General features: G+C 74.4%; 2 protein-coding genes. Both read right to left on the reverse strand.

The window, feature by feature from the left end; genetic code table 11:
• Positions 1–939: MFS transporter (locus tag CCN33_RS02880; RefSeq protein ID WP_244173580.1), on the reverse strand; the 939-nt coding region annotated here is incomplete at its 3' end.
• Between the two features lie 2 nt (positions 940–941).
• Entirely contained in the window at positions 942–7,460 is a 6,519-nt protein-coding gene (locus CCN33_RS02885; protein ID WP_244173582.1) for a non-ribosomal peptide synthetase, read from the reverse strand.
• Positions 7,461–7,479 lie beyond the last annotated feature (19 nt).

Genomic DNA, 7,479 nt, shown 5'->3' on the forward strand with positions numbered 1-7,479 from the left:
CAGCGGCAGCGCGAAGAACACCACGCCGAGGCCCACCCTGCCGGGTAGGGCCAGGGTGCGCGGGGGTACGCGGCGCATCAGCCGTCCGGCCAGGAGGGTGCCGGTCAGGGCTCCGCCGCCGAAGGCGGTCAGCAGTCCTCCGGCGACCAGGGACGAACCGCCCTCCAGCGTCACGGCGATCACCGGGAGCAGCGCGAACATCGCCTGCCAGGCCATCTCCCCGAGGGCCAGACCCGCCGACCAGCTGCTCAGCAGCCGGTCGGACAGCAGAAGGCGCAGCGCGGCGGTCGGGGACCGGCGGGGTACCGGCGCCTGCGGCGGGGTGTGCGGCAGGAGCCGGCTCAGCAGCAGCGCGGAGGCGGCGAACGACACCGCGTCCACCAGGAGCACGGTGGGTGCGCCGAAGAGGGAGATGAGGAGGCCGCCGAGCGTGGGGCCCAGCAGGACGCTGAGCCGGGTGGCGCTGTGCAGGGCGGCGTTGGCCCGGCCGAGGAGCTGCTCGTCCTCACCGACGACGCTCGGCAGGATGGCCTGCTGGCTCGCCAGGTACGGCGCGTAGAAGGCGCCGATGGCGAACATGACGACCACGAAGGTCACCGTGTTCAGGCAGTGCAGGTAGTACAGCACCGGCAGGAGCGCGACGAGCGGGCCGCGGACGGCGTCCCCGATGAGCATGATCCGCCTGGGCCCGATCCGGCCGGTCCAGGCGGCGCCGAAGAAGCCGAACACCGTGATCGCGGCGAGCTGGGCCGCCATGACCAGTCCCATGTCGGCGGCGGAGCCGGTCAGCTGGAGCACCAGCCAGGGCATGGAGACGGCGCTGAGCTGCGTGCCGAGCATGGACATGGTCTCCGCGGCGAGGAGCACCCGCAGGGTGGGATGCCTCCACACGCTGGACGGGGAGCCGGCCGGAGTGGCGGGGGTGGTTTCGGTGGTCATGGTCACTCGCCCCCTGCCGCGCCGGGGCGTCGGCGCCCGCGCCGGACGGCACGGGCCGAGCGGACGGGTCGCTTCGGGTGGCCGGGCCCTTCGGGCGGCCCGGCGGAGTGGCCGTGGCCGGTGGCCGTGCCGAGCGCGCGGGCCAGGGCGGACACGGTCGGATGCTCGAACAGGGTGGTGATGGGGAGTTCCCGGCCGAAGGCGGAGACGATCCTGCTGTGCAGTCTGGCCAGTGCCAGGGAGTTGCCGCCGAGGTCGAAGAACGTGTCGTGGACCGAGATGTCCGGCAGGCCCAGGACCTCCGACCAGAGTGCGGCGACCTTGCGTTCGGTGTCGTTGCCCGGCGCGACGTGTCCGACGGTGCCGACGAGGTCGGCGCGCTCGGGGCGCGGCAGGGCGGCATGGTCGACCTTGCCACTGGTGGTGAGGGGCAGGGCGGCCAGGACCACCACGGCCTCCGGCACCATGAAGGCGGGCAGCTCCGTCCGTGCCCGGCGCAGCAGTTCGGCGCTGTCGGGGGTGCGGTCGCCCCGCGGTGTCACGTAGGCGACAAGGGCCGGTGTGCGCTGCGGGTCGCCGGTGACGGCGGCCTGGCCGACCTCGGGCTGCTGCTGGAGGAAGTGCTCGATCTCCCCGGGCTCGACTCGGTAGCCGCGCAGCTTGAGCTGCCGGTCGGCCCGGCCCAGGTACTCCACGGAGCCGTCGGCCAGCCGGCGGCCCAGGTCACCGGTGCGGTAGACGCGCAGCGGACCGCCGTCCACCTCGATCGTCCGGAAGCGCTCCGCGGTCAGTTCGGGCCGGTGCAGGTAGCCCTCGGCGAGGCTGTCACCGGCGAGGTGGATCTCGCCGACGGTGCCGAGCGGGACGCGCTGGGCGGCCTCGTCGAGGACGAGCATCCGCACCCCGGGCAGGGGGCGTCCGATGCAGTTCAACGGGGTGGTGCCGGCGCCGTCCACGATGTGCTCGGAGGAGGCGACGGTGTTCTCGGTCGGGCCGTACGAGTTGAGCACCCGGTAGGGCAGTCGGGCGGGCGGCCGCTGGGAGAGCGCGGCGCCTCCGATGCTCAGCCAGCGCAGGGCGCGGGGCGTGGTGGTGCCGGTGCCCCACATGGCCTCGGCCAGCGCGGTGGCGCAGAACGCCGCCGTCACCCCCTTGGCGTCCAGCCACGCGCCCAGCGTGGAGGGGGTCACGGGCTTCTCGTGCGGGACCAGGCAGGCACCGTTGGCGAGGGCCTGCCAGACCTCCAGCTGGGAGGAGTCGAAGCTCACGCTGAGCAGGTGGGAGCAGCGGTCCCGGGGGCCGAGTCCCATGGTCGAGGCGGCGGAGCGCACCAGGTTGGCGAGCCCGCCGTGCCGGACGGCGACGCCCTTGGGCCTGCCGGTGGTGCCGGAGGTGTAGATGACGTAGGCCCGGGCGTCGGCGGACCAGTCGGGCAGGCCCTCGGTGTCGGGGTCCGTGCCGTGGCCGCCCTCCGGCACCTTGGCGATGTCGACCACGGTGACCGCGCCGCGGTCCGGCAGTGCGGTCCCGGTACGGGTCAGCAGTACGTCGGCGCGCACGTCGTCGAGGACGTACTCCTGCCGCGCGGCGGGCCAGGACGGGTCGATCGGGCAGAACGCGGCTTCGGCGAACCAGGCGGCCAGCATGGCGACGACGTAGTCCTCGCCGCGTTCGAGGAGCAGGGCGACCGTGGGCGTCTCGTGCGCCAGGTGCGGCTTGAGTGCCGCGGCGACCGAGCGGGCGCGACGCACGAGACCGCCGTAGTCGAGCGTGCCGCGCGTGCTCTCCACGGCCGGGGCGTCCGGCCGGGTGCGGGCCTGGTCCAGGACGAGGGCGGGGACGGTCGTGACCGCTCCCGGCCGCGGACCGTGTTCCCAGGCGCGGATGCGCTCCGCCTCCCCGGGCGGGAGGAGGTCGAGCGCGGCGACGGGCGTGTCGAGGTATTCGGGCAGCCGGTCCAGCAGCGTGGCCAGGGTGCCGGCCATGTGCTCGACGTCCACGCGGCGCAGCAGGCCGCCGTGGTACGACAGGCGGCCGCGCAGGTGTGCGCCGTCGAGGACGAGGGCGACCGTGAGGCCGAGCTTGCCGGTGTAGGCGGCGCCCTCGCCGTCCAGCGGTACGGCGCTCAGGGCGCGCCCGCCGATGGTGCGGGGGCGCGGCGCGACCGTGGTGAAGGACAGGCTGACGTCACCGTAGGGCGTGCGGCCGGGCCTGCGGGGCGGGTTGAGCCGGTCGATGACGTCCTCGAAGGGTGCCTCGCCGTGGGCGAACGCCTCCAGCGTCTCGTCCCGCATCGCCTCCAGCACCTCGCGCACCGTGGTGCCGGGGCGGAGCCGGGAGCGGAGCGGGACGGTGTTCAGGCAGGGCCCGAACACGCCCGCGAGTCCGCCTCGTCCCCGGTTGGTCATGGGGCTGCTGATGACCACGTCGTCGGTGCCGGTGCGGCGGTGCAGCAGGACGGCCAGAGCGGTGGCGGCCGTCATGAACGGCGAGATGCCGTGCCGCTCCTGCAGGGCGCGCAGGCGCTCGCCCGCTCGCTCGGGCAGGGCCAGGTCGACCACGCCGTGCGGGGCGGGCTCCTCGGGCGAGGGCAGTTCCAGGTAGGCGGGCGCGCCCTTCAGCCGCTCCTGCCAGTGGGCGAGGGAGGCTTCGTGCCGTCCCGAGGAGCGGTCCGCGTCCTGGACGCGGACGAAGTCCCGGTACTGCGGCGGCAGCGCGTCCGTGGCGAGTTCGACGAGGTAGGCGGCGACGGCCTCCGCAAGGCGGGCGGCGTCCGCGGCGGACACCCGGTCACCCCGGTGGGAGAGTACGGCGCTCAGTTCGCCTCCCTGCTCCCCCACAGTCAGCGTGGCGCCGAACTTGACCTCGCGCAGCCATCTCGGCTCGTCGGACACCGGGCGCAGTTCGGCGTCACCGAGAACCGCGCTCCGGTCTCCGCGCAGGTTCATGTTGAGCACGACATCGGTGTACGGCGCGCTCCCGGCCGACTGGTCCGGGCGGAGCCGGGCCACCACCTCGTCGAAGGGGGCGTGGGCGTGCTCGAAGGCGTCGAGCACTTCGGTGCGCATGGCCTTCAGCGTGTCGCGGGCGGTGGTGCCCGCGGTCCGCGACGAGCGGAGCACGACGAGGTTGAGGCAGGGCCCCAGCAGGTCGGCGGAGGCGGAGTCACGGACGCTGGCGGGGACGCCGAACGTCAGTGCGGGCATGCCGCCGCACCGGTGCAGGGCGGTCGCCAGGGCCGCCGCCATGATCATGAACCAGCTCGCGCCGTGTTCGGCCATGACCGGTCGCAGCCGGCCGAGCAGGCCGTCGGGCAGGTCGATCCGGACCGCGCCGTGGACCTCTGGGCGCTCGGGGACGGGCAGGGCCGGCCGAGCCGGCCAGCCTTCGAGCCGTTGCTCCCAGAACGCGAGGTCGGCGTCGCGGCGGGCTCCGTCGGCGAGTTCGGCGGCGGCGTGGGCCCGGTACTGGAGCGCGGGCGGTGCGGAGGGCACCGCGGCGAGGCTGTCGCGGTGGCAGCGCTCCAGTTCGCTGATGAGGACGCGTACGGACTCACCGTCCACGACGAGGTGGTGCACGCAGAGCATGAACGCCGTGCCGCGTGGACCGCAGTCGGCGACGGCGGCGCGCAGCAGTTGCCCGGACGCGAGGTCGAAGGGGCGGCCGACCGCCTCGTCGAGCCACCGGGCCGCGGCCTCCTCGGGACCGTCGCCGCCCTCGGCCACGAAGGTGTGCACGCGCGGCCGCCAGGGCTGCTGGACGACCTGGCTGACGGTGCCGCCCCGCATGCGGAAGGCGGTGCGCAGGATCTCGTGCCCGGAGACCAGGCGGGCCAGCGCGTCCTCCAGGACGGCGATGTCCAGGACACCGGTGACGGTCCAGCCGAGGGAGACGTTCGCGGGCGCGCCCTGGCCCATCTGTTCCGCCAGCCACATACGGCGCTGGAACGCGCTCGCGGGCGACTCCTCGCCGTCCGCCGCCGTCACAGCGGTGCCGGCCGTCACGGGGCCGGGTGCGGCGGACGGGGCGGAGGCGGCCGGTACGGCGGACGGAGCCGGGGCCGGCTCGCGCCGGGCGGCGGGGACGGTGCCCCGGCGGCCGGGGGCCGCGTCTATGAGGTCGGCGAGGTCGCCCAGCCGTGGCGTCTCGAAGAGGGTCTTGATCGGAAGTTCGGCGCCGAACCGGTCGGCGATCTCACCGATGAGGCGGACGACGAGCATGGAGTGCCCGCCGAGGCCGAAGAACGAGTCGTCCTCGCCGACGGCCGCCACGTCGAGCAGATCGCACCACACGGCCGCCAGCTCGGCGGCCGTGCCGGCGCGGGGCTCGCGCCGCTCGGGGGCGGCCGCCGCGGCGGTCAGGGCGCGCAGTTCCTTCACGTCGACCTTGCCGTTGGCCGTGAGCGGGATGGTCCGCACGACGTGGAACAGCGAGGGAACCATGTACGACGGCAGCCGCTGCGCGAGGTGGCCGCGCAGCTCCCCCGCGCCCAGGTCCCGTTCGCTCCGCACGACGGCGACCAGCCGGTCGTCCTCGGCGAAGACGACCGCGTCGGAGACGTCGGGGTGGCCGCACAGCACGGTCTGCACCTCCCCCGGCTCGATGCGGTAACCGCGGAGCTGCACCTGGGAGTCGGCGCGGCCGATGAACCGCAGGGAGCCGTCGGGCAGGTGGGCGGCCAGGTCACCGCTGCGGAACAGGGTGCCGTCGCCGAAAGGCGAGGGCACGAAGCGCTGGGCGGTCAGCTCGGGCCGCCCCAGGTAGCCTCCGGCCACCCCGTCACCGGCGACGTAGATCTCCCCCACGGCCCCGACGGGCAGCAGGCGGCGGCCGGTGTGGCGGTCGAGCAGATAGAGACGGGTGGTGGGGATCGGGGTGCCGACCACGCTCGTGTCCGTCTCCATTTCGGAGCGGGTGACGGTGTGCACGCTGGCGTGCACGGTGGTCTCGGTGATGCCGTACATGTTGACGAGGCGGACGTGCGGGAAACGCTCGGACCACTCGGTCAGCATCCCCGGGCGCAGTGCCTCGCCGCCGAAGACGACACAGCGCAAGGCGGACAGCCCGGCCGGGGTCGTGGGGCGCAGACCGAGCAGGCGGCGGAACGCGCTGGGCGTCTGGTTGAGCACGGTGACGCGTTCGCGCTGGAGGAGGTCGAAGAAGAGGCCCGGGTCCCGGGTCTCGTCCTCGGAGACGAGCACCACCCGGCCGCCGTGCGCCAGTCCGCCGAACAGCTCCCACACCGAGAAGTCGAAGGCGTAGGAGTGGAACATCGTCCAGACGTCGGCGGGCCCGAAGGAGAACGGCAGCCGGTCGTTGTCGAGCAGTCGCACCAGGTTGCGGTGGGTCAGCACCACGCCCTTGGGACGGCCGGTGGTGCCGGAGGTGTAGATGCAGTAGGCCGGTGAGTCCAGGGGCACGGACGGCAGCGCGGTCGCCTCGGGGGCGGGAGCGGCGAGCATCTCCTCCAGGGCGAGCACCGTTCCGTCGAAGTCGCCCCCGGTGCCGGCGCGCGGTGCGAGGGCCAGGCGCACACCGGAGTCGGACAGGATGAACGCGCGGCGCTCCGCGGGGACGGCAGGGTCGATGGGCAGGTAGGCGGCGCCGGCCAGCAGGGTCCCGAGCACCGCGCGCACCTGGTCGGCGCCGCGCGGGAACAGCAGCGCGACCAGCTCGCCGGGGCGTACTCCGGCGGCGAGCAGGCCCCGGGCGACCGAGCGGGCGTCGGCCATCAGGTCGCCGTAGCTCACCGTGACGTCGCCGTCGGTGAGGGCCGTGACCTCCGGCCGGGCCGCGGCCTGACGTGCGATCAGCTCGTGGGCGGGGGTCTCCTCGTACGACGCCTCGGTCGCGTTCCAGACGCGGAGCTGGGTGTGGCGCTCCCGCTCCGAGAGCGGGTCGATGCCGGCCACCTCGCCCTCGGGGCACTCGGTCAGTTGCCGGAGGGCCGTGGCGTAGTGCTCGGCCATGGCTGAGATCTGGTCGTGGTCGAAGTACAGCCCGTTGTAGACGAGATGACCGCGGTGGCCGTCGCCGTCGGGCTGGAGAGCGAGGTGGAGGTCGTACTTGCCGCGGCCGCCCGCGGTGTCCACGACGTGTGCGGGGGCGCCGTCCGGTCCGGGCAGGGGCGCCGCGGCGGGCAGGTAGCTGTAGAGCACGTCGAAGAGCGCGGTACGGCTCATGTCCTTCGACGGGTCGACGGCGCGCACCAGTTCGTCGAACCGGGCGCGGTCGTGTGCGCGGGCGTGGGCGGTCTCGGCGGCCGTGTGGGCGACGAGGTCGGCGAAGGACTGCCGGGCGCGGGGACACAGGCGTACGGGCAGCAGGTTCGCGAGGGGCCCGACGACGTGCCGGTCCCGCTCGTCGCGGCCCGCGTGCGACAGGCCGAGCACCATGTCCTCCTGGCCGGTGTACCAGTGCAGCAGCGCCGCGAAGGCGGCGAGGGTGATCTCCGCGACGTCGGTGCCGAGCCGGTCGGCGGCGGCGTCCAGGCCGAGTCCGGCCGGGAGCGTGAACGCCACCGACCGCTCCTCGTAGACG

This window comes from Streptomyces recifensis, assembly GCF_002154615.1.
In the GTDB taxonomy this organism is placed as follows: Bacteria; Actinomycetota; Actinomycetes; order Streptomycetales; family Streptomycetaceae; genus Streptomyces; species Streptomyces griseoluteus.